The sequence below is a fragment of the Streptomyces sp. NBC_00005 genome (genome assembly GCF_045160215.1).
GTDB lineage: Bacteria > Actinomycetota > Actinomycetes > Streptomycetales > Streptomycetaceae > Streptomyces.
The window spans coordinates 6,464,223-6,489,706 of record NZ_CP108316.1; the positions used below are offsets into that span (position 1 = coordinate 6,464,223).

General features: G+C 69.6%; 19 protein-coding genes. 13 read left to right on the forward strand and 6 right to left on the reverse strand.

What is annotated here, in order from left to right:
• The first annotated feature begins 66 nt into the window (after window positions 1-66).
• From OG303_RS29745 to OG303_RS29775, 7 genes are all read left to right on the forward strand, one after another.
• On the forward strand, window positions 67-618 hold the full coding sequence (locus tag OG303_RS29745; RefSeq protein ID WP_405872162.1) for a GNAT family N-acetyltransferase: 552 nt from the start codon (window positions 67-69) through the stop codon (window positions 616-618).
• A gap of 246 nt (window positions 619-864) precedes the next feature.
• Window positions 865-1,554: a two-component system response regulator MtrA gene (gene mtrA, locus OG303_RS29750; RefSeq protein WP_187284748.1), complete on the forward strand. Its 690-nt coding sequence runs from the start codon at window positions 865-867 to the stop codon at window positions 1,552-1,554.
• Between the two features lies 1 nt (window position 1,555).
• Window positions 1,556-3,619 carry an MtrAB system histidine kinase MtrB gene (gene mtrB / locus OG303_RS29755; RefSeq protein ID WP_405872165.1) on the forward strand — a complete coding sequence of 688 codons (2,064 nt, stop codon included), beginning with the start codon at window positions 1,556-1,558 and terminating at the stop codon, window positions 3,617-3,619.
• Entirely contained in the window at window positions 3,609-5,441 is a 1,833-nt protein-coding gene (locus OG303_RS29760) for an LpqB family beta-propeller domain-containing protein (RefSeq protein ID WP_405872167.1), read from the forward strand. The genes mtrB and OG303_RS29760 overlap by 11 nt, the downstream gene beginning before the upstream one ends.
• 90 nt (window positions 5,442-5,531) lie before the next feature.
• Window positions 5,532-6,464: a ComF family protein gene (locus OG303_RS29765; protein WP_405872169.1), complete on the forward strand. Its 933-nt coding sequence runs from the start codon at window positions 5,532-5,534 to the stop codon at window positions 6,462-6,464.
• 312 nt (window positions 6,465-6,776) lie between these two features.
• A complete protein-coding gene (hpf, locus tag OG303_RS29770; protein WP_405872170.1) occupies window positions 6,777-7,469 on the forward strand; it encodes a ribosome hibernation-promoting factor, HPF/YfiA family in 693 nt (230 codons plus the stop codon).
• A 207-nt stretch (window positions 7,470-7,676) separates the two neighbouring features.
• The gene (locus tag OG303_RS29775; RefSeq protein ID WP_399405583.1) at window positions 7,677-8,423 is read left to right on the forward strand and encodes a response regulator; all 747 of its coding nucleotides are present in this window, start codon (window positions 7,677-7,679) and stop codon (window positions 8,421-8,423) included.
• A gap of 3 nt (window positions 8,424-8,426) precedes the next feature.
• Here the strand turns inward: OG303_RS29775 and OG303_RS29780 are convergent, their stop codons facing one another.
• Together OG303_RS29780 and OG303_RS29785 are read right to left on the reverse strand one after the other, a co-directional pair.
• A complete protein-coding gene (locus OG303_RS29780) occupies window positions 8,427-9,611 on the reverse strand; it encodes a winged helix-turn-helix domain-containing protein (RefSeq protein ID WP_405872172.1) in 1,185 nt (394 codons plus the stop codon).
• Between the two features lie 52 nt (window positions 9,612-9,663).
• On the reverse strand, window positions 9,664-10,254 hold the full coding sequence (locus OG303_RS29785) for a GNAT family N-acetyltransferase (protein ID WP_405872173.1): 591 nt from the start codon (window positions 10,252-10,254) through the stop codon (window positions 9,664-9,666).
• Window positions 10,255-10,535: 281 nt separating this feature from the next.
• Here OG303_RS29785 and secA point away from each other — a divergent pair, with 281 nt between their 5' ends.
• Entirely contained in the window at window positions 10,536-13,346 is a 2,811-nt protein-coding gene (secA, locus tag OG303_RS29790; RefSeq protein WP_405872174.1) for a preprotein translocase subunit SecA, read from the forward strand.
• A gap of 113 nt (window positions 13,347-13,459) precedes the next feature.
• Here secA and OG303_RS29795 read toward each other — a convergent pair whose 3' ends face one another.
• Window positions 13,460-14,221, reverse strand: a complete 762-nt coding sequence (locus OG303_RS29795) for an Rv3235 family protein (RefSeq protein WP_405872176.1) — start codon at window positions 14,219-14,221, stop codon at window positions 13,460-13,462.
• Between the two features lie 314 nt (window positions 14,222-14,535).
• On the opposite strand from OG303_RS29795, the gene OG303_RS29800 reads away from it, so the two are divergent.
• Window positions 14,536-15,051 carry a DUF6912 family protein gene (locus OG303_RS29800; RefSeq protein WP_405872177.1) on the forward strand — a complete coding sequence of 172 codons (516 nt, stop codon included), beginning with the start codon at window positions 14,536-14,538 and terminating at the stop codon, window positions 15,049-15,051.
• 78 nt (window positions 15,052-15,129) lie between these two features.
• Window positions 15,130-15,795 (forward strand): HAD family hydrolase, encoded by a 666-nt coding sequence (locus OG303_RS29805; protein ID WP_405872179.1) that lies wholly within the window; start codon window positions 15,130-15,132, stop codon window positions 15,793-15,795.
• 64 nt (window positions 15,796-15,859) lie between these two features.
• On the opposite strand, the gene OG303_RS29810 is transcribed toward OG303_RS29805, so the two are convergent.
• Complete coding sequence (locus OG303_RS29810) at window positions 15,860-16,426, reverse strand: DJ-1/PfpI family protein (protein WP_405872180.1); 567 nt, start codon at window positions 16,424-16,426, stop codon at window positions 15,860-15,862.
• 576 nt (window positions 16,427-17,002) lie between these two features.
• On the opposite strand from OG303_RS29810, the gene OG303_RS29815 reads away from it, so the two are divergent.
• Window positions 17,003-21,949 carry an NAD-glutamate dehydrogenase gene (locus OG303_RS29815; RefSeq protein WP_405872182.1) on the forward strand — a complete coding sequence of 1,649 codons (4,947 nt, stop codon included), beginning with the start codon at window positions 17,003-17,005 and terminating at the stop codon, window positions 21,947-21,949.
• Between the two features lie 68 nt (window positions 21,950-22,017).
• Here the strand turns inward: OG303_RS29815 and OG303_RS29820 are convergent, their stop codons facing one another.
• Window positions 22,018-22,833, reverse strand: a complete 816-nt coding sequence (locus tag OG303_RS29820; protein WP_405877556.1) for an ABC transporter ATP-binding protein — start codon at window positions 22,831-22,833, stop codon at window positions 22,018-22,020.
• A 103-nt stretch (window positions 22,834-22,936) separates the two neighbouring features.
• On the reverse strand, window positions 22,937-23,851 hold the full coding sequence (locus tag OG303_RS29825) for an ABC transporter permease (RefSeq protein ID WP_405872183.1): 915 nt from the start codon (window positions 23,849-23,851) through the stop codon (window positions 22,937-22,939).
• A gap of 263 nt (window positions 23,852-24,114) precedes the next feature.
• Here OG303_RS29825 and OG303_RS29830 point away from each other — a divergent pair, with 263 nt between their 5' ends.
• Window positions 24,115-24,741 carry a TetR/AcrR family transcriptional regulator gene (locus tag OG303_RS29830; RefSeq protein ID WP_405872184.1) on the forward strand — a complete coding sequence of 209 codons (627 nt, stop codon included), beginning with the start codon at window positions 24,115-24,117 and terminating at the stop codon, window positions 24,739-24,741.
• Window positions 24,742-24,820: 79 nt separating this feature from the next.
• Window positions 24,821-25,465 carry a response regulator gene (locus tag OG303_RS29835; protein ID WP_405872185.1) on the forward strand — a complete coding sequence of 215 codons (645 nt, stop codon included), beginning with the start codon at window positions 24,821-24,823 and terminating at the stop codon, window positions 25,463-25,465.
• Window positions 25,466-25,484: the final 19 nt, after the last annotated feature.

Sequence of the window (25,484 nt, forward strand, 5' to 3'; positions counted from 1 at the left end):
CTCGACTGTGATCGGCGGAGTCGTTGAGCGAGGAACTGCTCTTCACGGCAGGTGCGTCTGAGGATCGTGACGACTTCTCGGACCTTGCTGCGGACTGCGGACCTCGACGACCTGGAGCAGATCACTGACCTGCACACTCAGGCGCGCACCGCGTACTACCAGGCCGGTGGACTGGCGGAGGAGGAGCTCACCTCCCCTGACGCACGCCTTCGCCGGCGGGAGATGTGGATGCGTGCCGTCCAGAACGACACCAAGACGGTGATGTGCGCTGTGCGAGAAGGCGAGGTGGTGGGCATCCTGGCGATGGGTCCGCCGCTGGAGGCCGACGTGGACGCCGGGACCGTCGGCCAGCTCTACCAGATCCATGTCCGACCTGGGCTTTGGGGCGAGGGAATCGGCAGCCGGATACACGCGGAATTCGTGCGGAACCTTCGCGATGCGTCCCTGACGGCCGGGGTGCTCGAAGCCTGGGAGAGCAACGGCCGGGCCCAGGCCTTTTACGCCCGGCACGGCTGGAAGCCCGACGGGCACCAGCGGCCCGGCCCAGGCGATGCGAACTACGTGCGGTTGCGCCTCGACCTGGGGTCCCTCGGCCCGTACACCCAACAGTCCGAGTAGTACCGAACCCTCCTGGGGCGGGCCGCCTGCCCCACGACCAGCGGCGTCGTCGGTGCGGTGTTGGCGCAGTCCGGCCAAGGCAGCTGGGCCGACCATGTGGTCAGGGTGCGCCTACGCTGGGTAGCTGACATCCGTTACTGACATCGACGTCGACGGACGAGGGCAGACAGTGACGGCCGAGTACGACTATCGTCACGGGCCAGTGACCCTGCTCACCAGCAGCTCTGCCACTGTTATGAGAATGGGATGATGTCGTTTATGAAGGGACGAGTCCTTGTCGTCGACGACGACACGGCACTTGCCGAGATGCTCGGCATCGTGCTGCGTGGTGAAGGTTTTGAACCGTCTTTCGTAGCCGACGGCGACAAGGCGCTGGCCGCATTCCGTGAGAGCAAACCCGACCTGGTGCTGCTCGACCTGATGCTGCCGGGGCGCGACGGTATCGAGGTGTGCCGCCTGATCAGGGCGGAGTCGGGCGTGCCGATCGTGATGCTCACGGCCAAGAGCGACACCGTCGACGTGGTGGTCGGGCTGGAGTCGGGTGCCGACGACTACATCGTGAAGCCGTTCAAGCCGAAGGAGCTGGTCGCCCGGATCCGGGCGCGGCTGCGGAGGTCGGAGGAGCCGGCGCCGGAACAGCTGGCCATAGGTGACCTCGTCATCGACGTGGCCGGTCACTCCGTGAAGCGGGACGGGCAGTCGATCGCGCTGACGCCGCTGGAGTTCGATCTGCTGGTCGCGCTGGCGCGCAAGCCGTGGCAGGTGTTCACGCGTGAGGTGCTGCTCGAGCAGGTGTGGGGTTACCGCCACGCCGCGGACACCCGTCTTGTGAACGTGCATGTGCAGCGGCTGCGCTCGAAGGTCGAGAAGGATCCGGAGCGTCCGGAGATCGTGGTGACCGTCCGCGGCGTCGGTTACAAGGCGGGGCCGAGCTGACATGTCCGGTGACAGTGCCGCTTCGGCGCCCGGGCCGGGCGGGGCCCGCGCTCAGCGGCCTGTCGGCCGGAAGACGGCGGGCTCCCGCTGGGGCCGCCTGCTGGAGGGTGGGCTGCTGCAGGGCGGAGTCCAGGGCAGCCCGGTCCTGCGCCTGTTCATGCGCTGGGTGCGTCGGCCGCTGCTGCCCGTCATGCGGCTGTGGCGGCGCAACATCCAGCTCAAGGTCGTCGTCACGACGCTGCTGATGTCGCTCGGTGTTGTGCTGCTGCTGGGCTTCGTGGTGATCGGGCAGGTGCGCAACGGCCTGCTGGACGCCAAGGTGAAGGCCTCGCAGAGTCAGGCCACCGGCGGGTTCGCGGTGGCCAAGCAGAAGGCCGACGAGGCGGCGGCCGGGACCGTTGACGACGGCACGGCGGCGGACGGACGGCAGTCGCAGAACCTCACCTCGTGGATGAGCGACCTCGTGGAGTCCCTGTCCAGCGGTGGCCAGGGCGCCTTCGACGTCGTGACGCTGCCTGCGGGCGACGACAACAGCGGCGGCGGGCGCGGGCCACGTGCCTCCGGCTACGTCGATCCGTCGGCCAGCGTGCCCGAGGACCTGCGCGCGCGGATCAACGACGACACGACGGCCGCCCAGAGCTACACCCGCATCATCTACAGCAACGACAACGAGTCCCAGCCCGCGCTGGTCATCGGCAAGCAGGTCAACGACCCCAACGGTGACCCCTACCAGCTGTACTACCTCTTCCCGCTCACGCAGGAGGAGAAGTCGCTGAGCCTGGTCAAGGGCACGCTGGCGACCGCGGGGCTCTTCGTCGTCGTACTCCTCGGGGCCATCGCCTGGCTGGTGGTGCGGCAGGTCGTGACGCCCGTGCGGATGGCGGCCGGGATCGCCGAGCGGCTGTCCGCCGGGCGGCTGCAGGAACGTATGAAGGTCACCGGTGAGGACGACATCGCGCGGCTCGGTGAGGCCTTCAACAAGATGGCGCAGAACCTGCAGTTGAAGATCCAGCAGTTGGAGGACCTGTCGCGGATGCAGCGGCGGTTCGTGTCGGACGTGTCGCACGAGCTGCGGACGCCGCTGACGACCGTACGGATGGCCGCGGACGTCATCCACGAGGCGCGCGAGGACTTCGATCCGGTGACGGCGCGGTCGGCGGAGCTGCTGGCCGATCAGCTGGACCGGTTCGAGTCGCTGCTCGCGGACCTGCTGGAGATCAGCCGGTTCGACGCGGGCGCGGCGGCGCTGGAGGCGGAGCCGATAGACCTCCGGGAGGTCGTGCGGCGGGTCGTCAGCGGGGCCGAGCCGCTCGCCGATCGCAAGGGCACGCACATACGCGTGGTGGGCGATCAGCAGCCCGTCGTCGCGGAGGCGGATGCCCGGCGCGTGGAGCGGGTGCTGCGCAACCTCGTCGTCAACGCCGTGGAGCACGGCGAGGGCCAGGACGTGGTCGTCAAACTCGCAGCGGCGGGCGGGGCGGTCGCCGTCGCGGTACGTGACTACGGCGTCGGGCTCAAGCCCGGCGAGGCCACCCGGGTGTTCAGCCGCTTCTGGCGGGCCGACCCGGCACGCGCGCGTACCACCGGTGGTACGGGCCTCGGACTGTCCATCGCCCTGGAGGACGCGCGGCTGCACGGCGGCTGGCTGCAGGCGTGGGGCGAGCCGGGCGGCGGCTCGCAGTTCCGGCTGACGCTGCCGCGGACCGCGGACGAGCCGCTGCGGGGCTCGCCGATACCGCTGGAACCCAAGGACTCGCGCCGCAACCGTGGACTCAATGACGCCGGGCTGCCGAGCGGGGGCGGGGACAAGACCGCCACCGTGCCCGTGCAGCCCGCCGGGGACCAGATACCGCAGATAGCTCCGAGGACGGCCGGTGCGGCCCCCACCGCCGACCCGACGGCGCTGCCCGGGAACGGCGCGCGTGTGGTGCCCCGGCCCACCTCGGGAGCGCGACGGCAGGACGAGAAGTCCGGCGAGGACGGGGCGCTGAGGGAGACCTCGAGCCAGCCGGACGCCGGGTCGGGGGACTCGAAGAAGCATGGGGAGGCATTCCGTGGGCGCTGACCGCGAGGGGAGCGCCGGGCGCGGACCGATGCGCGCGCTGGCGTACGCCGCCTGCGGCGTCGTACTGCTGGCGGGGTGCGCCTCGATGCCCGACAGCGGGGACCTGCGCGGAGTCGACTCCACGGCGCGGCAGGACACGCAGGTCCGGGTCTTCGCCATGCCACCCCAGGACAACGCCCAGCCCGCCGACATAGTCTCGGGTTTCCTCGAGGCGCTGACCAGCGACGATCCGAACTATTCGACGGCGCGCCAATACCTGACCAAGCAGGCGTCGCAGACGTGGAAGCCGGGGCTGTCCAGCACGGTCCTCGCGGACGGACCGGGCATCGACACCAACCACCTGGGCGGCCGGGAGGAGACCGACGACCTCTCGTACACGCTGACGGGCACGAGGGTCGCCAGGGTGGACGAGCAGCAGGCGTACTCGCCCGCAAGCGGGAGCTACGCCGCGCCGGTGCATCTCACACGTGACAAGAAGACCAAGCAGTGGCGCATCGACAGGCTGCCGCAGGGCGTCGTCATGGGTAAGTCGGACTTCCAGCGCAACTACATGTCCGTCAACAAGTACTACTTCGCCTCGAACGCCACTGCTGGGACGGCGTCGCAGCCCGCGGCCGTCGCGGACCCCGTGTATGTGCGCCGGCGCGTGGACCCCATGACGCAGATGGTCAACTCGCTGCTCAACGGGCCCACGAACTGGCTCGACCGTGTGGTGCGGACGAGTTTCCCCACCGGTACGGCGTTGGCGAAGGGCGTCACCACGCTGACGCCCGACGACCAGAACAACCTGACCGTCCCGCTGAACAAGAGCGCGGCCCGGGTCGGCGCGAACCAGTGCAGTGAGATGGCGGCCCAGCTCCTGTTCACGCTGCAGAACCTCACGCCGGCGGTGGACCAGGTCGAGCTGCGGTCCGGCAACGCGCGGCTGTGCACGCTCGCCGAGGGCCGGGTCGACAACGTCGCCGCGCGCGGCTCGGCGGAGCAGCCCACCTACCTGTACTTCATCGACAACAAGAGCCGGGTCGTACGGATGGCGACCGGCCTCGACAGCAGCAAGGCCGCTCCGGTGCCCGGGGCGCTGGGTGAGGGTGCCAAGGCGCTGCGGTCGGTGGCCGTGTCGCGCGACGAGGACTCCGCGGCCGCCGTCTCCGGGGACGGCAAGAACCTGTACGTCGGGTCGCTGGTGTCCGGCAGTTCGCTCGGGGACCCCGTACTGACCAGCAAGGGCAAGACGGAGCAGGATCGGCTGACGGCGCCCAGCTGGGACGCGTACGGCGATGTCTGGGTGGCCGACCGCGCTCCCGGCGACCCCCGGCTGCTCGTGCTGGAGCAGGGCAAGGGCGAGCCGATCGTGGTGAAGACCCCGGAGCTGGACGGCCGCATCCAGGAGGTCCGGGTGGCCGCCGACGGCGTGCGGATAGCGCTCGTGGTGGCGAAGGGCGACAAGTCGTCCCTGCTCATCGGGCGGATCGAGCGGCGGCAGGAGACCGCGGAGGACCGGCCGGCGCTCTCGGTGGCCGAACTGCGCTCCGCGACCCCGGAGTTGGAGGACGTCACGACCATGTCGTGGGCCGGGGACAGCCGGCTCGTGGTGGTCGGGCGCGAACAGGGCGGACTGCAGACCATGCGCTACGCCCAGGTCGACGGCTCCACGCCGGAGGGGCCGGCGCCCGCGGCCCTCAGCGGGATCAAGGAGATCACCGCCACCGAGTTCGACGGACTGCCCTTGGTGGCGTACTCGGAGGACGGGATCGTACGGCTGCCGTCCGGGGAGCAGTGGCAGAAGGTCACGGACGGAGAGGCACCGGTCTATCCCGGGTGAGGGGCGCGGTTTGCGCCCGGCACGAGTTGTCCACAAGGGAGTTTTCCACAGGGGTGGCCGGGCGGCTCGGGCGTTGGCACAGTGGTGGGCATGCGGGGGTGGTGGCAGGACTTCACCGACCTGGTGCTGCCGGCCGAGTGCGGAGGCTGCGGGAGGCTTCGCACGGTGCTCTGCCCGGAGTGCCGTGCCGCCCTGAGCGGGGCCGTACCGAGCCGGGTGCGACCGGTGCCGGAACCGCCCGGGCTGCCCGTGGTGCACGCGGCCGCCCGGTACGCCGACGAGGTTCGAGCCGTGCTGCTGGCCCACAAGGAACGCGGCGCGCTGGCCCTCATGGCACCGCTGGGCACGGCTCTGGCAGGAGCTGTGCGGGCGGGACTCGAAACGTCCGGCACCGCGGCCATGGGCGGCGACCGGCCCGTGCTGCTCGTGCCCGTTCCGTCCGCGCGTGCGGCGGTGCGTGCGCGGGGACACGATCCGGCGCGGCGGATCGCGCTTGCCGCGGCGGGTGAGCTGCGGCGGGCCGGGACCGCGGCCCGGGTGCTCGCCGTGCTGCGGCAGCGGCGTGCCGTGGCCGACCAGTCGGGGCTCAACTCCCGGCAGCGGCAGGACAATCTGGCGGGCGCGCTGGCACTGGCGCCCGGCGGTGACCGACTGCTTCGCGGCGGTTCGGTCGTGCTCGTCGACGACCTGATGACGACGGGCGCGTCCCTGACGGAGGCGGCGCGTGCCGTGCGGGCGGCGACGGCGAGGGAACAACGGACGCGCGCGTACGGGGGAATGGCAGAAGCGGCGATCGCGCACCGACGCAATCCGGGGCTGATTTCGTACGGCGGAGCAACTCCGGCCGTGTACGCGGCAACTGGTCGGGAAGGCAGGGAGGAACGGATCGCCGGATCCGCGGACGAAGGGACCGACAGTAGGCACGCGGTGCCAGGAATAGCGGGTGCGGGCGGCGCGGGTGACGTGATCTGCGCAGCCGTGGTCGCAGCGCCGCCAGATTCGTTCGAAATAAACCGGAACTGACTGCGAACTTGCATCGTTGCAGGTAATGAGAGGGTCAATTCACCTGAACGGAGGTACGCCGCGGTAGAGGGTGACGACATCCGTCCGGGCGAGATATGTTCGGTTGTGAGAGAAAGGCGCAGGCCATCCCTCTCATACGCGAATGCCGGGCTGCGGGTTTTTCACAATCATCCGCAGCGGTGGAGTGGAGATCTTGTCCGCGGGGGAGGAGGTGGAAGTCACCGAGTCCGAGGTTCCGGAGCTCGCCGGAGCCTGGTGCAAAAGGGAGATGCTCCGCCGCTGGAGCGGAGCGATCCGGGAACGGAGTTCTGCGTGGACATCGTCGTCAAGGGCCGCAAGACCGAGGTGCCCGAGCGGTTCCGCAAGCACGTGGCCGAGAAGCTGAAGCTGGAGAAGATCCAGAAGCTCGATGGCAAGGTGATCAGCCTCGACGTCGAGGTGTCCAAGGAGCCGAACCCCCGACAGGCCGACCGTTGTGACCGAGTGGAGATCACGCTCCGCTCCCGCGGTCCGGTGATCCGGGCGGAGGCAGCGGCCAGTGACCCGTACGCGGCACTCGACCTGGCGGCGGAGAAGCTGGACGCCCGGCTCCGCAAGCAGCACGACAAGCGGTTCTCTCGCCGTGGCGCGCGCAGGATCTCGGCCGCCGAGGTCCCCGACCACGTCCCCGGCGCGGCGACGCTCAACGGCAACGGCCACCCCGTCCACGAGGAAGAGCAGGACGGAGTGCCCACCAAGAAGATCGGCTCGCTGGAGGTCAAGGGCGAAGGTCCCCTGATCGTCCGCGAGAAGACCCACGTCGCCTCCCCGATGACGCTCGACCAGGCCCTCTACGAGATGGAACTGGTCGGACACGACTTCTACCTCTTCGTCGACTCCGAGACGAAGGAACCGAGTGTCGTCTACCGGCGGCACGCCTACGACTACGGCGTCATCCACCTCAGCACCGACCCGATGGTCACCCAGGCGCAGTCGCCCGCGCCGGGTGGCACGCTGGGTGGCTGACCCGCGCGGCTGACGGCTGAGCCGGTGCCCCTGGAGAGCGCCTGTGCGCCCCCAGGGGCACCGGTGTGCAACCCCTTTACACCCCGCTCTGTCACCGTGTTGTCGTCCGGGCATGGAATCATGGCGGCAATGGCCCAACCAGTGGGCCGTTGCCTTGGGTTGGCGATGGCACAGAACCACAGGCCACAGCCTTCAGGGGGAGGAACGATGGCGGACAGCTTCGGACCGATGCGTGACGAGGATGCCGACGGCGGCGTCGTCGGCATGGGCCCGGACGCAGGCACTCCACGCAAGGAACCGATCAGAGTCCTTGTCGTGGACGACCATGCCCTCTTCCGCCGTGGCCTGGAGATCGTGCTCGCGGCCGAGGAGGACATCCAGGTCGTCGGGGAGGCCGGGGACGGCGCGGAGGCCGTCGACAAGGCGGCCGACCTGCTGCCGGACATCGTCCTGATGGACGTGCGGATGCCCAAGCGGGGCGGGATCGAGGCCTGCACCTCCATCAAGGAGGTCGCTCCCAGCGCCAAGATCATCATGCTGACGATCAGCGACGAGGAGGCCGACCTCTACGACGCGATCAAGGCGGGTGCGACCGGTTATCTCCTCAAGGAGATCTCCACGGACGAGGTGGCCACCGCCATTCGCGCGGTGGCCGACGGGCAGTCGCAGATCAGCCCTTCCATGGCGTCGAAGCTGCTCACCGAGTTCAAGTCGATGATCCAGCGGACCGACGAGCGCCGGCTCGTCCCCGCGCCGCGGCTGACGGACCGCGAGCTGGAGGTCCTCAAACTCGTCGCCACGGGGATGAACAACCGGGACATCGCCAAGGAGTTGTTCATCTCCGAGAACACCGTGAAGAACCACGTGCGCAACATCCTGGAGAAGCTGCAACTGCACTCCAGGATGGAGGCCGTGGTGTACGCGATGCGGGAGAAGATCCTCGAGATCCGGTGAGGCTCAGCCGAGGGCGCGAGTGAGCTCCTTGGCCAGGGGCTCGCGCAGCTCGGGTGCGTCCACCCGCTCCACGCGTACGTCCGTGCAGTCCACCCAGCTCGCCGCCTCCGTCAGGGCCTGCGCCACCGCAGGGACCGCCTTGGGGCCGTCCAGAGTGACCTGCCTGGCCACCAGCGTGCGGCCCTCGCGGGCCGGGTCGACGCGGCCGACGAGGCGGCCGCCCGCGAGGACCGGCATCGCGAAGTAGCCGTACACCCGCTTCGGCTTGGGGACGTAGGCCTCCAGGCGGTGGGTGAAGCCGAAGATCCGCTCCGTGCGTGCCCTTTCCCAGATCAGGGAGTCGAAGGGGGACAGCAGTGTGGTGCGGTGGCGGCCGCGCGGCGGTGTCCCGAGAGCCGCCGGGTCGGCCCAGGCCGGCTTGCCCCAGCCCTCGACCGTGACCGGGACCAGGCCCGAGTCGGCGATCACCGCGTCGACCTGCTCGGCCTTGAGACGGTGGTAGTCGGCGATGTCCGCGCGCGTGCCGACGCCCAGGGACTGGCCCGCGAGGCGGACCAGACGGCGCAGGCACTCCGTGTCATCCAATTCGTCGTGCAGCAGGGTGTCCGGGATCGCGCGCTCGGCGAGGTCGTAGACGCGCTTCCAGCCGCGGCGCTCCACGCACACCACCTCGCCGTACATCAGCGCGCGCTCGACGGCGACCTTGGTGCCGGACCAGTCCCACCACTCGCTGGTGCGCTTCGCGCCGCCCAACTCCGTGGCCGTGAGGGGGCCTTCGGTGCGGAGTTGCTTGATGACCTGGTCGTAGGTGCCGTCCGGGAGGGCGTGGTTCCAGTGCGGGCGGCTTCGGTAGGCGCGACGGCGGAAGGCGAAGTGGGGCCATTCCTCGACGGGGAGGATGCACGCGGCGTGCGACCAGTACTCGAAGGCGTGCGGGACGGCGGACGCGTCCTTCCAGTAGGCGCTCTCCACAGTGTTGCGGCCGACCGCGCCGAGGCGGGCGTACGGGATGAGCTCGTGGGAGCGTGCCAGGACCGAGATCGTGTCCAGCTGGACCGCGCCGAGATGTCGGAGGACGCCGCGCACGCCGGCCCTGCGGTCGGGCGTGCCGACAAAGCCCTGGGCGCGCAGGGCGATACGGCGGGCGTCGTCTGCCGAGAGGTCGGTCGTGGGGCGCGGGGTCGTCATGGTCCGCACGATAGAGGGCGGGACTGACAATGCTCGGTGACCTGCGGATTCGTCACTGGGCGCCCGGAGTTGAGGCCGGTGCCGGCAGATACGGCGCCGTCGACGGCAGGCCCAGGTCCGACGGCAGCAGCGAACCCACCCAGCAGTCCCGGCGGACGCCCTGGTGGATGATCGCGGAGCGCAGGACTCCCTCGACGACGAAGCCGGCGCGTTCTGCCACCGCGCGGGAGGGTCTGTTGCCGACTTCCGCACGCCATTCCACGCGGTCGACCGACAGGTGGGTGAAGGCCCAGCGGGAGGCGGTGACGGCGGCCTCGGTGACATAGCCGTTGCCGCGGTGCTCCTTGGCGCCCCAGAAGCCGATCTCGGTCACACTCAGGGAGTGCATGGTGAGGCCGAGCATGCCCACCAACTCCTCCCCTTCGGGGAGGAAGAGACCGAAGGTGAGCATCGAGCCGCTCGCCCAGCCCTCGGGGACCAATTGCTGCGTGAAGCTCCGTGCGTGCTCGGGGAGATAGGGCGAGGGGATCGTGGTCCAGCGCTGGATGTCGGGGTCCTGGGCGGCCGTGTACACGGCGTCGGTGTGCTCGGGGCCCACCGTGTGCAGAAGAAGACGGGCGGTCGTGAGCGTCACGGGTTCCATCGGCCGATTCTCCTTGGACGGCTCGTGAGGACGCCATGTTTTTGGCCCTGTGTGAGCGGGTGATCACAATTCGCGCAATTCGTCGGCGGTGTGCGGCACCATCCGCGGGGCCCGGCCGTTGTCCCTTTTGAAGAAGATTTGAAGCGGTGCGAGAAGCCGCCTGCCGTCGTCGTCCCGGCAGGCTCCCGGCTGGGCGGGGTCCTCGCATACGATGGCCGTTGCTCAGTAAGTCAAGTGGAAACCGACCGTCCCAGGCCCGACCGGCAAGGAGACCAACCCCCGTGTCCGTCCTCTCGAAGATCATGCGTGCAGGCGAAGGCAAAATCCTGCGCAAGCTGCACCGCATCGCGGACCAGGTCAAGTCCATCGAAGAGGATTTTGTCGACCTCTCCGACGCCGAGCTGCGCGCCCTCACCGATGAGTACAAGCAGCGGTACGCCGAGGGCGAGAGCCTGGACGATCTGCTCCCCGAGGCGTTCGCCACCGTGCGCGAGGCCGCCAAGCGCGTCCTCGGACAGCGTCATTACGACGTGCAGATGATGGGTGGCGCAGCGCTTCACCTCGGCTATGTCGCCGAGATGAAGACCGGCGAGGGCAAGACCCTGGTGGGCACGCTGCCCGCGTATCTGAACGCCCTCTCCGGAGAAGGCGTTCACCTGATCACGGTCAACGACTACCTGGCCGAGCGCGACTCCGAGATGATGGGCCGCGTCCACAAGTTCCTTGGCCTGAGCGTCGGCTGCATCCTCGCCAACATGACGCCCGCCGAGCGCCGCCAGCAGTACGAGTGCGACATCACGTACGGCACGAACAACGAGTTCGGCTTCGACTACCTGCGCGACAACATGGCGTGGTCGAAGGACGAACTGGTGCAGCGCGGCCACAACTTCGCCATCGTCGACGAGGTCGACTCCATCCTCGTGGACGAGGCCCGTACGCCGCTGATCATCTCCGGTCCGGCCGACCAGGCCACCAAGTGGTACGGCGACTTCGCCAAGCTGGTCACGCGCCTGAAGAAGGGCGAGGCGGGCAACCCGCTCAAGGGCGAGGAGGAGACCGGCGACTACGACGTCGACGAGAAGAAGCGCACGGTCGCCATCCACGAGCCCGGTGTCGCCAAGGTCGAGGACTGGCTGGGCATCGACAACCTCTACGAGTCGGTCAACACGCCTCTGGTGGGCTACCTGAACAACGCCATCAAGGCGAAGGAGCTCTTCAAGAAGGACAAGGACTACGTCGTCATCGACGGCGAGGTCATGATCGTCGACGAGCACACCGGCCGTATCCTCGCGGGCCGCCGCTACAACGAGGGCATGCACCAGGCGATCGAGGCGAAGGAAGGGGTGGACATCAAGGACGAGAACCAGACGCTCGCCACGATCACCCTGCAGAACTTCTTCCGCCTCTACAGCAAGCTCTCCGGCATGACCGGTACGGCGATGACCGAGGCCGCCGAGTTCCACCAGATCTACAAGCTCGGCGTCGTCCCGATCCCGACCAACAGGCCCATGGTCCGCAAGGACCAGTCGGACCTGATCTACCGCACCGAGGTCGCCAAGTTCGACGCGGTGGTCGACGACATCGCGGAGAAGCACGAGAAGGGCCAGCCGATCCTCGTCGGTACGACGTCGGTCGAGAAGTCCGAGTACCTCTCGCAGCAGCTCTCCAAGCGCGGCATCCAGCACGAGGTGCTGAACGCGAAGCAGCACGACCGTGAGGCGCCGATCATCGCCCAGGCCGGCCGCAAAGGCGCCGTCACGGTCGCCACGAACATGGCCGGCCGTGGTACGGACATCAAGCTCGGCGGCAACCCCGACGACCTCGCCGAGGCGGAGCTGCGCCAGCGTGGCCTCGACCCCGAGGAGCACATCGAGGAGTGGGCCCAGTTCCTGCCCGCAGCCCTGGAGCGTGCCGAGCAGGCTGTGAAGGCCGAGTTCGAGGAGGTCAAGGACCTCGGCGGGCTCTACGTCCTGGGCACCGAGCGGCACGAGTCGCGGCGTATCGACAACCAGCTGCGCGGTCGTTCCGGCCGTCAGGGTGACCCCGGCGAGTCCCGCTTCTACCTCTCGCTCGGCGACGACCTGATGCGGCTCTTCAAGGCCCAGATGGTCGAGCGCGTGATGTCGATGGCGAACGTCCCGGACGACGTGCCGATCGAGAACAAGATGGTCACGCGCGCGATCGCGTCCGCCCAGTCGCAGGTCGAGCAGCAGAACTTCGAGACCCGTAAGAACGTCCTGAAGTACGACGAGGTCCTCAACCGCCAGCGCGAGGTCATCTACGGCGAGCGGCGCCGCGTCCTGGAGGGCGAGGACCTGCAGGAGCAGGTCGTGCACTTCATGGACGACACGATCGACGCGTATATCGCCGCGGAGACCGCCGAGGGCTTCGCGGAGGACTGGGACCTCGACCGGCTGTGGGGCGCCTTCAAGCAGCTCTACCCGGTGAAGGTCACCGTCGACGAGCTGGAGGAAGCGGCCGGCGACCGGGCCGGTCTGACGGCCGAGTTCATCTCCGAGTCCATCAAGGACGACATCCACGAGCAGTACGAGTCGCGCGAGACGCAGCTCGGCTCCGAGATCATGCGTGAGCTGGAGCGCCGGGTCGTGCTGTCGGTCCTCGACCGCAAGTGGCGCGAGCACCTCTACGAGATGGACTACCTCCAGGAGGGCATCGGCCTGCGCGCGATGGCGCAGAAGGACCCGCTGGTCGAGTACCAGCGCGAGGGCTTCGACATGTTCACCGCCATGATGGAGGGCATCAAGGAGGAGTCCGTCGGCTACCTGTTCAACCTGGAGGTCCAGGTCGAGCAGCAGGTCGAGGAGGTCCCGGTCGAGGCTGCCGAGCCGGTCGACATGGAGAAGCAGGACGTGGTGCCGGCGCAGGCGGGCGGCCGTCCGGAGATCCGCGCCAAGGGCCTGGACGCCCCGCAGCGCCGCAACCTCCACTTCTCCGCCCCGACCGTGGACGGCGAGGGCGGCACCATCGAGGGCGACTTCGTCGGCGACGAGGAGCCGGTGCGCTCCGAGGCCGACGGCCTCACGCGCGCGGAGCGGCGCAAGCAGTCCCGTGGGCGCCGCCGCAAGAAGTAGGCAGCGGGCGCCTGTGGCGCCGTAGCGGCTTGAAGGGCCGGGACACCTCGGGGTTGTCCCGGCCCTTCCGCGTACGGCGGTGCAGCGGCGGGCCGGGCTGTGTCAGGGGCCTTCTAGTCGTCGCCGGTGGGGCGCGGCGGGCGCGGGCCGCCGAGTTCCACCGCCGTGCAGCGCCAGCGGAGGTCCCGGCCCCGTTCCAGACGGAAGGCCATGGCCCGCAGCTGTTCGCCGGCGCCGATGCGGGCGAAGGCCTCGACGGCACCGGGACGGGCTTCGTAGTAGCCGATGTCGCGGACGACCGGGCGAGTGCCGCGGGTGCGCAGGGGGCTGCGTTCGGCGAGCCAGGCCAGTTCGTCGTAGGCCCGGCCCGCGGTGTGCCGCAGCATCGAGTGGACGGGGCGCTGGCCGCTCAGCACCGCGACCAGGAGGTCGGCGAAGACGTCGGTGGGGCGGGGCTGGGGAACCGGCAGGGTGTGGACCCCGGGGCAGGCAGGGATCCCGGCCGGGGCGGTTTCCCCTGGGGCGGGAACCGTGTTCGGCGGGGCGTGGGTGGTGGTGCGGGCGTGCGCCATGGTGGCGACACCCGCGCCGGGAGCCGTGGTGGTCATGCTGCCCGGGGCGCCTGTGCTGGTGAGGGCGCCGGTCGTGCTCCTGATCGGCGTGGCAGGAGTTGTCGGCGGGCGGCTGTCGGTGGGCCTGGTGCTGGAGGACAGGCCGCCGGCCCGCGAGCCGGGCGGGCGGCCGCCGCCCGGTGCCGTGCGGGTCGGGGTTCCGCCCGGGGTGCGGGGCGGGGCGCCGCCGGGGCGGCGGGAGTCGCGGCGGCCGGGAGGACGGGTGCCCGGCTGGTGCTGTGCCCTGGTCATGATCTTGTGCATGCGCGTCCCCGTTCGGTGGGCCCGGTTGATACCGGCCGGTAACTTGCTGTTGGGGATCTTGTACGCGGCGGGGGACGGCAGCAGCAAGGACCTGGGGGCCCGGGTCGGAGCAGCCGGATTCTTCACCTATCAGGGTGACGAAGGGGGTGCGGAAGCCCGGGATCACGGGGGTGGGCCGGGTGACTTCCGAGGCTGCGTGTGGACGCCTCCGGGCGTGTGGGCGGGGACTCGAAAGGGGACGCCCACACGTATCCTGAAGGCCGTCCGGGAGGCGCCTGAGCGCGCCCAGCCACCGACCACGAAAGCGGCCAGCCATGCGCGTCTACGTCCCCCTGACCCTCTCCGGTCTCGCCGAGGCGTTCAAGACGGGAGAGCTGGGGGCAGGGCCGCTCGCCGCGTACGCCGTCACGCCCGCCCTGCGCGAGTGGTACCTCTCCGACGACATCGAGGAGCTGGAGTACGCGGCCCTGAACCGCGCCGCAGTGGCCTCGCTGCGGCTGCTGGCCGCGGACCCCGGGGCGGTACGGCGCCGGGTCGTGGTCGCCGTCGACGTGCCCGACGGCACGGCGTCGTCCGACCCCGACCGGGGCCTCGACCCGGCCGCGCTCGGCGAGGTGCGGGTGACCGGGACCGTGGCGCTGGCCAAGGCGGCCGCCGTGCACGTCGACCTCGACGACGCGGAGGCGGACGTGGCCGCCGCGGCCGAGGCGCTCGAGGCGGCGGACCGCGGGGACGACGACGCGCAGTTCGTGGTGGACGGGGCCGAGGACCACGAGCTGCTGTGGTACGCCACGCAAGAGATCCCCAACCTGGTGGGGCGCGGCGACTGAGCCCTCCCCACGCCTGCCCGGTGCCTGCCTGACCTGCGGGGCTCTTGACTGTCAGTGGCGGCGGGTACCTTTTTTGGCATGGGGAAGAAGACAGGGGCGCACATCGTCTGGGACTGGAACGGGACGCTGTTCCACGACAACGACGCGATCATCGGCGCGACGAACGCGGCGTTCGCCGAGCTGGGCCTCGAGCCGATCACGATGGAGCAGTACCGGGCGCTGTACTGCGTGCCGGTGCCGAAGTTCTACGAGCGGCTCATGGGCCGGCTGCCGACGGACGCCGAGTGGGAGGTCATGGACGAGACCTTCCACCGGTACTACGCCGAGCACCGGGTCGGCTGCGGGCTGACCGAGGGGGCGCCGGAGCTGCTCTCCGACTGGCGCTCGGCGGGTCGCAGTCAGTCGATCCTGAGCATGTACGTGCACGATGAACTCGTCCCGCTGGTGCGGGGGTTCGGGATAGAGGCGCACTTCATACGCGTCGACGGGCGGACCGGGCCCTCGGGCGGCAGCAAGGCGGAGCACATGGTGCGCCACCTCGCGTCGCTGGCCGGTGTGGACCCGTCTCGTACGGTCGTGATCGGCGATGCCGCCGACGATGCGGTGGCCGCGCGGCACGTGGGGGCGGGGGCGGTGCTGTACACGGGCGGGTCGCACGGCCGGGCCAGCCTCGAAGAGGTAGGCGTGCCGGTGGTGGACTCGTTGGCGGAGGCCGTCGCGGAGGCGGAGCGGCTGGCGGCGTGAGCCTGCGGGGGCGCGGCGCTGGTGAAAACACCGTGCCCGGTTGGGCGTTCGCGCTTTCGTGACGTCAGGTCACCGGAGCCTTCGCGCGCAGCACCGTGAGGAACTCCCGCATCCACGCGGAGTGGTCCGGCCAGGCGCGGGACGAGACCAGGGTGCCGTCGACCACTGCCTCGGCGTCCTGGAAGTCGGCGCCGGCGGCCTGCATGTCCGGTTCCAGCGCTGGATAGGCGGTGACGCGGCGGCCGCGGAGGCTGTCGATCGCGGCGGTGAGCAGGGGGCCGTGGCAGATCTGGGCGACCGGCTTGTCCGCGTCGAAGAAGGACTTGAGGATCTTGCGGAGTTCGGGGTCGTTGCGGAGGTACTCGGGGGCGCGCCCGCCCGGGATGACGAGCGCGGCGTACTGACCGGGGTCGACCTCGGCGAACGCGAGGTCGGCGGGCCAGGTGTAGCCGGGCTTTTCGGTGTAGGTGTCGAAGCCGGGTTCGAAGTCGTGGACGACGAACTGCAGCTTCTTGCGGGCGGGGGCCGCGATGTGGACGTCGTAGCCCTCCTCGCGGAGGCGCTGGTAGGGGTACAGGACCTCGAGTGACTCTGCTGCGTCGCCGGTGACGATGAGGATTTTCGCGGTCATGTCGGGCGGCTCCCCTCGGGCGGGCATGCGCTGTCATGGGCAACCTGCCTCCTGGGGGTGGCCTTGCCAAGAGGTCCGGTCGTTTTCGAGCAAGGGGGATCAGATGAGGGACTCGTATCGCCGACCCGCACGACAGTGGGGTGTGTGCCCCTGTGCAGAGTGTCAAAGTTCGACCCCCGGTTTTGTACACATACGGCTCATGACGGGGCCCCCGTACTGAGCGATAGCCTTGTGGCGTGATCAGCGCGATAGCTCGCGGGGGCACTGTTGCCCCTGCCCCGCGCCCGGTGAGCACGGACTACCTCCGTGACCGGGCGGCGGTCGCTGGTCTTCGCGGGCGGGACGGGGTCGCACGGGCCCCCAGGACGCCGTACGCACCCCCGAAGCAGGCGCCGCAGAGAGCAGCGTCACATCCCCGGGGCGTGTCGAGAATGGCTGATAACCCCCCACTCATCTCACCTTGCGGCATAGCGTCGAAGCAGACCGGACACCCCGCGTCGCGGCGTTACGTCGGAAGGGAAGAGACCGAACTTCCTTCTACGTCACGCAACGGCGCGCGACAGGAGCCAGAGGACAATGCAGACCAAGCTGGACGAAGCCAAGGCCGAGCTGCTCGAGAGGGCCGCCCGGGTAGCTGAGAACAGCCCGGTCGGGGGGCACCTACCGACTGGGACGACGGATGAGAGCACTCCCGACCGGGACACCGTGCTCGCGTTCCTCCAGCGTTACTACCTGCACACCGCCCCGGAGGACCTGGGCGACCGCGATCCGGTCGACATCTTCGGAGCCGCACTCTCGCACTACCGGCTGGCCGAGAACCGCCCGCAGGGCACGGCCAACGTGCGGGTGCACACGCCCACCGTGGAGGAGAACGGGTGGACGTGCAGCCACTCCGTCGTCGAGGTCGTCACCGACGACATGCCCTTCCTCGTCGATTCCGTCACCAATGAGCTGACGCGGCAGGGGCGTGGCATCCACGTCGTCATCCACCCGCAGATCGTCGTCCGCAGGGACGTCACCGGCAAGCTCATCGAGGTGCTCAGCGCGCCGTCGGGCGGCGACCTGCCGCACGACGCGCACATCGAGTCCTGGATCCACGTCGAGATCGATCGTGAGACCGACCGCGGCGACCTCAAGCAGATCACCACCGACCTGCTGCGCGTCCTGTCCGACGTGCGTGAGACCGTCGAGGACTGGGACAAGATGCGGGACGCGGCGCTGCGCATGGCCGACGAACTGCCCAAGGAGCCCGTCGCAACCGACCTGCGCGCGCAGGACATCGAGGAGGCCCGCGAGCTGCTGCGCTGGCTGTCCGCCGATCACTTCACCTTCCTCGGCTACCGCGAGTACCGGCTGCGGGACGACGACTCGCTGGCCGCCGTGCCCGGCACCGGCCTCGGCATCCTGCGCTCCGACCCGCAGCACGCCGGGGAGGACAGCCACCCTGTGAGCCCCTCCTTCGAGCGACTGCCCGCCGACGCCCGCGCCAAGGCCCGCGAACACAAGCTTCTGGTCCTCACCAAGGCCAACAGCCGCGCCACCGTGCACCGGCCGTCGTACCTGGACTACATCGGCGTCAAGAAGTTCGACGCGGACGGCAACGTGGTCGGTGAGCGCCGTTTCCTCGGACTGTTCTCCTCCGCCGCGTACACCGAATCGGTGCGCCGGGTTCCGGTCATCCGCCGCAAGGTCGAGGAGGTCCTGGAGCGCGCCGGGTTCTCGCCCAACAGCCACGACGGGCGCGACCTGCTGCAGATCCTGGAGACCTACCCGCGCGACGAGCTCTTCCAGACCCCGGCGGACGAGCTCGAGTCCATCGCCACCTCCGTCCTGTATCTGCAGGAGCGCAGGCGGCTCAGGCTCTACCTCCGCCAGGACGAGTACGGGCGCTACTACTCCGCCCTCGTCTACCTCCCGCGCGACCGCTACACCACCGGTGTCCGCTTGCGGATCATCGACATCCTGAAGGAGGAACTCGACGGCATCAGCGTCGACTTCACCGCCTGGAACACCGAGTCGATCCTCTCCAGGCTGCACTTCGTGGTCCGCGTCCCGCAGGGCACCGAGCTGCCGCAGCTGTCCGACGCCGACAAGGAGCGCATCGAGGCGCGGCTGGTGGAGGCCGCCCGCTCCTGGGCCGACGGTTTCGCCGAGGCGCTGAACGCCGAGTGCGGCGAGGAGAAGGCCGCCGAGCTGCTGCGCAAGTACGCCGGCGCCTTCGCCGAGGGCTACAAGGCCGACCACACCCCGCGTGCCGCGGTCGCCGACCTCGTCCACCTCGAACAGCTCGACGCGGCACAGGCCGAGAGCGGCAAGGACTTCTCCCTCAGCCTGTACGAGCCCGTGGGCGCCGCTCCCGAGGAGCGCCGGTTCAAGATCTACCGCAAGGGCGAGGCCGTCTCCCTGTCCGCCGTGCTGCCGGCCCTCAGCCGGCTCGGCGTCGAGGTGACGGACGAGCGGCCGTACGAGCTGCGCTGCTCGGACCGCACCACCGCGTGGATCTACGACTTCGGCCTGCGCATGCCCAAGTCGCAGAACGGCGGCGGCGATTACCTCGGCGACGACGGACGCGAGCGCGTCCAGGATGCCTTCGCCGCCACCTGGACCGGCAAGGCCGAGAACGACGGCTTCAACGCGCTGGTGCTGAGCGCCGGGCTGAACTGGCGGCAGGCGACGGTGCTGCGCGCGTACGCCAAGTACCTGCGCCAGGCCGGTTCCACCTTCAGCCAGGACTACATGGAGGACACCCTCCGCAACAACGTCCACACCACCCGGCTGCTGGTCTCGCTGTTCGAGGCGCGGATGTCGCCGGACCGCCAGCGCGCGGGCCACGAGATCGTCGACGCCCTCCTCGAAGAGGTCGACGCGGCCCTCGACCAGGTGGCCTCCCTCGACGAGGACCGGATCCTGCGGTCCTTCCTGACCGTCATCAAGGCGACCCTCCGGACGAACTTCTTCCAGGAGGCGGCGGGCGGCAAGCCGCACGCGTACGTGTCCATGAAGTTCGACCCGCAGGCGATCCCCGACCTGCCGGCGCCGCGCCCGGCGTACGAGATCTGGGTGTACTCGCCGCAGGTGGAGGGCGTGCACCTGCGCTTCGGCAAGGTCGCGCGCGGCGGCCTTCGCTGGTCCGACCGCAAGGAGGACTTCCGGACCGAGATCCTCGGCCTGGTGAAGGCGCAGATGGTGAAGAACACCGTCATCGTGCCGGTCGGCGCCAAGGGCGGCTTCGTCGCCAAGCAGCTGCCGGACCCGAGCGTGGACCGCGACGCGTGGCTGGCCGAGGGCATCGCCAGCTACAAGACGTTCATCTCGGCGCTGCTCGACATCACCGACAACATGGTGGCCGGCGAGGTCGTGCCCCCGGCCGACGTCGTACGGCACGACGGGGACGACACCTACCTCGTCGTCGCGGCCGACAAGGGCACCGCGACCTTCTCCGACATCGCCAACGGCGTTGCGGAGACGTACAACTTCTGGCTCGGTGACGCCTTCGCCTCCGGCGGTTCCGCGGGCTACGACCACAAGGGCATGGGCATCACCGCCCGCGGCGCCTGGGAGTCCGTCAAGCGGCACTTCCGGGAGCTGGGCGTCGACACGCAGTCCGAGGACTTCACCTGCGTCGGCATCGGCGACATGTCCGGTGACGTGTTCGGCAACGGCATGCTGCTGTCCGAGCACATCCGCCTGGTGGCCGCCTTCGACCACCGGCACATCGTCATCGACCCGAACCCGGACGCGGAGACCTCGTACGCCGAGCGCCGCCGCATCTTCGAGCTGCCGCGCTCCAGCTGGGCCGACTACGACACCGACCTGCTCTCCGCGGGCGGCGGCGTCTTCCCCCGTACCGCCAAGGCCATCCCGGTCAACGCGCACATCCGTGAGGCCCTCGGCATCGAGGGCAAGGTCGCCAAGATGACCCCGGCCGACCTGATGAAGGCCATCCTGCAGGCGCCGGTGGACCTGCTGTGGAACGGCGGCATCGGTACGTATGTGAAGGCGTCCACCGAGACGCACGCGGACGTCGGCGACAAGGCCAACGACCCGATCCGCGTCGACGGCGCCGACCTGCGCGTCAAGGTCGTCGGCGAGGGCGGCAACCTGGGCCTGACCCAGCTCGGCCGGATCGAGTTCGCGCTGCACGGCGGCAAGATCAACACGGACGCGATCGACAACAGCGCGGGCGTGGACACCTCCGACCACGAGGTGAACATCAAGATCCTGCTCAACGGCCTGGTCACCGACGGCGACATGACCGTGAAGCAGCGCAACAAGCTGCTCGCCGCGATGACCGACGAGGTCGGCAGCCTGGTCCTGCGCAACAACTACGCGCAGAACACGGCGATCGCCAACGCGCTGGCCCAGTCCAAGGACATGCTCCACGCCCAGCAGCGCTACATGCGCCACCTGGTGCGTGAGGGCCACCTGGACCGGGCGCTGGAGTTCCTGCCCACCGACCGCCAGATCCGCGAGCGGCTGGCCCAGGGACAGGGTCTCACCAGCCCGGAGACGGCCGTCCTGCTGGCGTACACGAAGATCACGGTCGCCGACGAGCTGCTGCACACCTCGCTGCCGGACGACCCGTACCTGCGCGGTCTGCTGCACGCGTACTTCCCCGCGCAGCTGCGCGAGCAGTTCGCCGACCGCATCGACGGCCACCCGCTGCACCGCGAGATCACCACGACCGTCCTGGTCAACGACACGGTGAACACGGGCGGTACGACGTATCTGCACCGGCTGCGCGAGGAGACCGGTGCCTCGCTGGAGGAGATCGTGAGGGCGCAGACCGCGGCCCGCGCGATCTTCCGCTCGGCGCCGGTGTGGGACGGGGTGGAGGAGCTCGACAACCGTGTCGAGGCCGCCGTCCAGACCCGTATCCGCCTGCACTCGCGCCGCCTGGTCGAGCGCGGCACGCGCTGGCTGCTCAACAACCGGCCGCAGCCGCTGCAACTCGCCGAGACGGTCGACTTCTTCGGCGAGCGCGTCGAGCAGGTCTGGTCGCAGCTGACCAAGCTGCTGCGCGGCGCGGACCTCGAGTGGTGGCAGCAGATCTACGACGAGCTGACCGGCGGCGGCGTCCCGGACGAACTCGCCACGCGCGTGGCCGGGTTCTCCTCCGCCTTCCCGGCGCTCGACATCGTCTCGGTGGCCGACCGCATGGGCAAGGAGCCGATGGACGTCGCCGAGGTCTACTACGACCTCGCCGACCGACTGCACATCACCCAGCTCATGGACCGCATCATCGAGCTGCCGCGCGCGGACCGCTGGCAGTCCATGGCCCGCGCCTCCATCCGTGAGGACCTGTACGCGGCCCACTCGGCCGTGACCGCGGACGTCCTGGCGGTCGGCAACGGCACCTCGACTCCCGAGCAGCGCTTCAAGGCGTGGGAGGAGAAGAACGCGGCGATCCTGGGCCGGGCGCGCACGACGTTGGAGGAGATCCAGGGTTCGGAGACGTTCGACCTGGCCAACCTGTCGGTGGCGATGCGGACGATGCGGACGCTGCTGCGGACGCACTCGTAGGACAGAGCGAAGGGGTGCCCCCGAGCCAGTACGGCTCGGGGGCACCCCTTCGCGTTGCGCCGAGCCGGTCAGCTGGGCTGCGGCACCTTCGGGGCGGCGGCCTTCGCCTTGGGCTTGTCGCTCTTGTCGCCCGTGAAGTCCTCGTACTCCTTCAGGACGTCCTCCGTCGGCCCGTCCATGCGCAGGACGCCGCGCTCCAGCCACAGCACCCGGTCGCAGGTGTCGCGAATCGACTTGTTGTTGTGGCTGACCAGGAACACCGTGCCCGCGTGCTTGCGCAGCTCGCGGATGCGCTCCTCGGAACGCTTCTGGAAGGAGCGGTCGCCGGTGGCGAGGGCCTCGTCGATGAGCAGGACGTCGTGGTCCTTGGCGGCGGCGATGGAGAAGCGCAGCCGGGCGCCCATGCCGGAGGAGTACGTGCGCATGGGCAGCGTGATGAAGTCGCCCTTCTCGTTGATGCCGGAGAAGTCGACGATGTCCTGGTAGCGCTCCTTGATCTGCTCGCGGGACATGCCCATCGCGAGTCCGCCGAGGTAGACGTTGCGCTCGCCGGTCAGGTCACCCATCAGGGCCGCGTTGACGCCGAGGAGGGAGGGCTGGCCGTGGGTGAAGATACGGCCGTTCTCCACCGGCAGCAGGCCCGCGACCGCCTTGAGCAGGGTCGACTTGCCGGAACCGTTGGTGCCGATCAGGCCGACCGCCTCGCCCTTGTAGGCGACGAAGGAGACGTTCCTGACGGCGTGCACCGTGCGGACACCCGCCGCCTTCTCGGCCTTCTGACGGCGCAGCATGCGGTTGAGAGCGGCGGTCGCGGAGCCGCGTCCGGCGCCGGTGCCGTTGACCCGGTAGACGATGTCGACGCCGTCGACGACGACGGTGGGGATCGTGGAGTCGGGAGTCCGGTCGACGGTCTCGAGGGACTCGAGGGACTCGAGGGACTCGAGGGATTCGAAGGGCTCGGAAGTCCCGATGGTGTCGATGGTGTTCTCAGCCACGGCCATACGTCTCCTCAGCCTTCCAGAAGTAGATGAAGCCGCCGACGCCGGCGAGCAGCGCCCAGCCGGTGGCCGCCGCCCACACGTGCGGGGGCAGCTGGCTGGAGTGGAAGCTGTCGATCAGGGCGTAGCGCATGAGGTCGATGTAGACGGCGGCCGGATTGGTCTCCAGCGCGATGGTCACCGCGTGCGGCAGGTGGTCGCCCTTGGTCAGCTTGTCGATGCTCCACATCACGCCCGAGACGTACATCCAGGTGCGCAGCACGAACGGCATCAGCTGGGCGATGTCGGGGGTCTTGGCACCCATCCGCGCCATGATCATCGAGACGCCGACGTTGAACATGAACTGCAGCACCAGGGCCGGGATCGCCAGCACCCAGGAGACGGCGATGGGGACGCCGAAGCAGAGCAGGATGACGACCAGGGCGGCCATCGAGAACAGCAGTTGCTGCAACTGCTGGAGGGCGAACGAGATCGGCAGCGCGGCCCGCGGGAAGTGCAGCGCCCGGACCAGGCCGAGGTTGCCGGAGATCGCGCGGGTGCCCGCCATGATCGAGCTCTGCGTGAACGTCCAGATGAACACGCCCGTGACCAGGAACGGGATGTAGTCCGGCACGTGCTTCTTGGTGCCCAGCAGCACGCCGAAGATGAAGTAGTACACCGCCGCGTTCAGCAGCGGGGTCATGACCTGCCACACCTGGCCGAGCTTCGCCTGGCTGTACTGCGCGGTGAGCTTGGCCGTCGCGAACGCGGTGATGAAGTGACGCCGGGCCCACAGCTGGCGGACGTACTCCGGCAGGCTGGGGCGGGCACCGCTGACCGAGAGGCCGTGGCGGGCGGCGAGCGCCGCGAGATCGTCGTCGGCCGGGGCCGGCGTCGGGGGCGGTGTGTGGAGGACCTGGCTCACATCCGCTGCTTTCGCTCGGGGGGAGGGGGTGCTTGCGTCCGGCCGGTCGGTTGCCCGCCGTTTCCTTACGCTTCTCTTCACGTTCTCTTACGTCGGGACGGGACCGTATCGTTGCAACGTGAGCGTAGGCCGACTTGGCGTCGGAACGCAACCGTTTCGTCGTGACGTATTCCTCGGTGGCGGCGAGAGGACGACACCGTTTCGTCGCAACGCCTCCCGCGTCAGGACGCAACCGTTTCGTCGTAACGCCCTATGCTGGACGCATGACGACGAACGCCGACGAGCCCCAGACGCGTCCGCGCCGCCGAGCCCCCGCCGGGGCGGCCGTACTCCGGGAGGATGTGACGGAAGCCATCCGCGCTGCCGTCTTCGAAGAGCTCGCCGCCGTCGGCTACGCGCGGATGTCCATCGAGGGGATCGCGCGCCGCGCGGGCGTCGGCAAGACCGCGGTCTACCGCCGCTGGCGCTCCAAGCTGCACCTGGTCCTCGACGTGGTCTCGGCGCTCGCGGTGCAGGGGCTGCCGGCGCCCGACACGGGTTCCCTGGAAGGCGATCTGCGCCTGCTGTACGAGGTGACCTCCCGCGCCCTGCGGCACCCCGTGGCCTCGCAGATCATCCCGGACCTCCAGGCCGAGGCGGCCCGCAACCCCGAGATCGCCGACGCCATGCAGAAGGCCCTGCGGGAGGGGCAGGAGGGTGTGGCCAGCAAGATCATTACGGCGGCGGAGCAGCGCGGCGAGGTCCGCGCGGGGCTCGACGACGAGCTGGCCCTCGACCTCATCTCGGGCCCCCTGTACTGGCGTTCGGTGGTGATCCGCAGCCCGAAGCTGCCGAAGGGTTACCTGGCGGCGCTGGCGCGGGCCACCGCTCAGGCCCTCAAGGCGCTGTGAGTAAGCTGCGCTTCCCGGCCGCCGGTGGCCGACATGGAATCGCCGCGCGTGCGGTGACCGGAGTCGAGGCGGAACTGCCGTGAGAGTCGTGATCGCCGAGGACAACGCCCTGCTGCGCGAAGGGCTCGTCCTCCTGCTGACGTCCGCCGGACACGAGGTCGTGGCCGTCGCCGGCACCGGCCCCGAGGTCCTGCCGGCACTGCTGGAACACCGCCCGGACGCGGCCGTACTCGATGTGCGCATGCCGCCCGGCTTCCGCGACGAGGGCCTGCGCGCGGCGATCGAGGCGCGCGAGCGGATCCCCGGGCTTCCGGTGCTGGTGCTCTCGCAGTACGTCGAGGAGTCGTACGCCGCCGAACTGCTGGCCGGGGGTGCGAGCGGCCTCGGTTACCTGCTCAAGGACCGGGTCGGCCGGGTCGACGAGTTCCTCGACGCGCTGGAGCGGGTCGCCTCCGGAGGCACGGCTCTCGACCCCGAGGTCGTCACCGAACTCCTCACCCGCCGCAAGGACTCGCCCCTCGACTCGCTCACCCCGCGTGAGAGCGAGGTGCTGAAGCTGATGGCCGAGGGACACGACAACGCCACGATCGCCAGGACGCTGGTCGTCACGGAGCGCGCGGTGCACAAGCACATCGGCAACGTCTTCCTCAAACTGGGCCTGCCGCCGAGCGACAGCGGGCACCGCCGGGTGCTGGCCGTGCTGACGTATCTGAACAACCAGTAGCCGCAGGGCGCCCGTAGCC

Excerpts from the sequence above, each read along its gene's own strand:
- mtrB (WP_405872165.1), top strand. The coding sequence starts at position 1,556 with ATGTCCGGTGACAGTGCCGCTTCGGCGCCCGGGCCGGGCGGGGCCCGC.
- mtrA (WP_187284748.1), top strand. The coding sequence starts at position 865 with ATGATGTCGTTTATGAAGGGACGAGTCCTTGTCGTCGACGACGACACG.
- OG303_RS29765 (WP_405872169.1), top strand. The coding sequence starts at position 5,532 with ATGCGGGGGTGGTGGCAGGACTTCACCGACCTGGTGCTGCCGGCCGAG.
- OG303_RS29775 (WP_399405583.1), top strand. The coding sequence starts at position 7,677 with ATGGCGGACAGCTTCGGACCGATGCGTGACGAGGATGCCGACGGCGGC.
- OG303_RS29830 (WP_405872184.1), top strand. The coding sequence starts at position 24,115 with ATGACGACGAACGCCGACGAGCCCCAGACGCGTCCGCGCCGCCGAGCC.
- OG303_RS29800 (WP_405872177.1), top strand. The coding sequence starts at position 14,536 with ATGCGCGTCTACGTCCCCCTGACCCTCTCCGGTCTCGCCGAGGCGTTC.
- OG303_RS29785 (WP_405872173.1), bottom strand. The coding sequence starts at position 10,254 with ATGGAACCCGTGACGCTCACGACCGCCCGTCTTCTTCTGCACACGGTG.
- OG303_RS29795 (WP_405872176.1), bottom strand. The coding sequence starts at position 14,221 with ATGCACAAGATCATGACCAGGGCACAGCACCAGCCGGGCACCCGTCCT.
- OG303_RS29810 (WP_405872180.1), bottom strand. The coding sequence starts at position 16,426 with ATGACCGCGAAAATCCTCATCGTCACCGGCGACGCAGCAGAGTCACTC.
- OG303_RS29815 (WP_405872182.1), top strand. The coding sequence starts at position 17,003 with ATGCAGACCAAGCTGGACGAAGCCAAGGCCGAGCTGCTCGAGAGGGCC.
- OG303_RS29780 (WP_405872172.1), bottom strand. The coding sequence starts at position 9,611 with ATGACGACCCCGCGCCCCACGACCGACCTCTCGGCAGACGACGCCCGC.
- OG303_RS29805 (WP_405872179.1), top strand. The coding sequence starts at position 15,130 with ATGGGGAAGAAGACAGGGGCGCACATCGTCTGGGACTGGAACGGGACG.